Source organism: Actinoplanes sp. NPDC051633, assembly GCF_040681735.1.
Taxonomy (GTDB): domain Bacteria; phylum Actinomycetota; class Actinomycetes; order Mycobacteriales; family Micromonosporaceae; genus Actinoplanes.
Map to the genome: position 1 here is coordinate 1 of NZ_JBFAZH010001115.1, position 2,541 is coordinate 2,541.

A 2,541-nucleotide genomic window follows, 5' to 3' on the forward strand; every position below is an offset into this window, starting at 1 on the left:
GCATCCGGGCGGACTACTCGATGACCGAGGACCAGGCTTCCTGGGACTTGGCAAGGGCGTCGTCGACGCTCGACTTGTTCGTCAGCACGAGCTGGAGCTGCTCGTCGAAGGTGCGCATCAGGTCCTCGGACTTGGGCAGGCCGGTGAACTCGTTCGCCGGGGTGCCCTCCTGGTAGATCTCGAACGCGGTCTTGAACAGCGGGTCGCTCTTGGAGAGGTCCGGCTGCGCGGTCTTGTTGCCGGGGAAGCCGTTCGCCATCGTGCTCAGCTGCGCGTTGACCTCCTTGCTCATCAGGTACTGCACGAGCTTGAAGGACTCGGCCTTGTGCTCGGTCGAGTTCGAGACGCCGATCCCCCAGGACGCGTACGGCAGGCCGCGCTTGCCGGTGTAGGAGTCCTCAGCCGGCAGGGGCGCGACCGTGAACTTCAGGTCCGGGTTGTTCTTCTTGATCAGGTTGATGTGCGCCAGCGAGTCGATCATCATGCCGACCTGGCCGGTGGCGAACTTCTCGACCTTGTCCTGCTCCTTCATGGTGAGCGCGCCGGGTGCGATGACGCCGGCGTCGTTCAGGCTCTTCACGTACTCGACGACGCTCTTGACCTCGGGGCTCTGCAGGTTGGGCTTGCCGTCCTTGAGCATCGAGCCGCCGGACGCCCACAGCCAGGACATCACGTCGTTCTGGATGCCGTTCGGCACCGCGGTGTCGAGCGGGAGCGCCCAGCCCTTGACGTTGCCGCCGCTCGCGCTGATCTTCTTCGCCGCGTCGGCGAACTCCGTGCGCGTGCCGGGCACCTTGCTGACGCCGGCCTTGGTCAGCAGATCCTGGTTGACGAAGAGCGGGTAGACGAAGTTGACCACCGGGATCATGTACGTCTTGTCCTTGTACTGCACCGTGCTGGCGAGCTCGCTCGGGTCGTACTTCGCGTCCTCCATGAGCTTGGAGAGGTCGGCGATCGCGCCCTGCTTGGCGAAGTCGTTGACCCAGGCGCCGTCGAGGCCGACCACGTCGGGCAGCGTCTTCGAGGCCGCGCCGGTGACCAGCTGCTGCTTCGTCGACGCGTACGGCGCGCTGAGCAGCTTGACCTTGATGTTCGGGTTGGCCGTCGTGAAGTCGGCGATCATCTTGTCGAACTCCCCGGCCGGGAGCTCGGCACCCCACCACTGCGCGAACTCCAGCTCGACGGGGCCGGACGAGGCCGCGTCGCCGGAGTCGTCACCCGACCCGCACGCTCCTGCGAAGGCGACCAGCGCGGCCGCGGTCAGTGCCCCTATCAATCGTTTCGTTCGGCTTCCGCGTACCGCCATGGCGTGCTCCTTCTATCAAGATCTTTCTGTTCTCTGCCGGGTTGAGCTGACGTTAGCAGCGTGTTACGTCGTCGTACAAGGAAAGAACAGCAAAAAACTGCGAAGTACGGCATACTCTTGCGTCAGGGGCACGGAGGCCCAGGTGAAGCGGCTGAACGGGGGTGCGGCCGTCCGCTGTTCTGAGCAGCTTTGTGCAGTACGCGTGCGCGGTTGTGGCATACTGCCGCACTGACGAGGGGGATGCGGTGAGCGACAGGGACGAGCGGCAGCGCCATCTGCCGGCCGGGCGTAAGGCTCAGCTGGCCGCGTATGTCGCCGAAACCGGCCAGGTCACGGTGGGGGAGCTGGCCGAGCGCTTCGGGGTCTCGATCGACACCGTGCGGCGCGACCTCGACCAGCTCAGTGCCGACGGCGTCCTCGTGCGCACGTACGGCGGTGCGGTCAGCCTGTCGACCATCTCCCGCACCGACCGCGCGGTCGACCAGCGGCTCTCCATCCAGGAGCAGGAGAAGGAGAAGATCGCGGCGCTGGCCGCGGCGCTGGTGCAGGACGGCTCCACCATCATGATCAACGGGGGTACGACCACCCTCGCGCTGGCCCGTGAGCTGCGCCAGCACCGCGACCTCACCGTGGCGACCAACAACCTGCTGGTGCCGGGCGCGCTGCCACCCACGGCGATCCGCGACATCTACTTCTTCGGCGGGGCGGTGCGCTCGCTCACGCTGGCGACTATCGGGCCGGTCAGCTTCCGGGCAAACAGCGGCGCCGACCTCGACATCAGCTGCGACCTCGCGCTGATCGGCGTCGGCGCGGTTGCCGCGGACGCCGGCTACACGACCAGCAACCTCGCCGAGGCGGCCATGATGCAGGAGATGATCTCGCGCGCCGCCCGGGTGGCGATCCTCGCCGACTCCTCGAAGTTCGGCCGCCGCCTGTTCGCCCAGGTGTCGGAGCTCAGCGCGGCCGATTATCTGATCACCGACGCGACGCCGCCGCCGGACCTGCGCGACGCCCTGGCGGCGAGCGAGGTGGAGCTGATCACGCCCGCGTCAAAGGGCTAACTCCACGGCAGGTGTGACCGGTCGGCCCAGTAACGGTCGGCGGGCATCGCCAGCGTCTCGGCCCCCAGGTTCGAGTCGAGCTGGGCGACGGTCGCGGCCCCGGAGAGCACGACCGTGGCCCAGGGCTGTTGCAGCGCCGCGGCGATGGCGAGCACGTCACCGTTGGGGTGGACG

The 2,541-nt window shown here is 67.3% G+C and carries 2 protein-coding genes; one reads left to right on the top strand and one right to left on the bottom strand.

Going from position 1 to position 2,541, the window contains the following annotated elements:
• Positions 1 to 13: 13 nt before the first annotated feature.
• Positions 14 to 1,306, bottom strand: coding sequence for a sugar ABC transporter substrate-binding protein (locus tag AB0M20_RS37745; RefSeq protein WP_364305621.1), 1,293 nt, complete (start codon positions 1,304 to 1,306; stop codon positions 14 to 16).
• Positions 1,307 to 1,551: 245 nt separating this feature from the next.
• On the opposite strand from AB0M20_RS37745, the gene AB0M20_RS37750 reads away from it, so the two are divergent.
• On the top strand, positions 1,552 to 2,367 hold the full coding sequence (locus AB0M20_RS37750) for a DeoR/GlpR family DNA-binding transcription regulator (protein ID WP_364305624.1): 816 nt from the start codon (positions 1,552 to 1,554) through the stop codon (positions 2,365 to 2,367).
• The last annotated feature ends 174 nt before the right edge of the window (positions 2,368 to 2,541 follow it).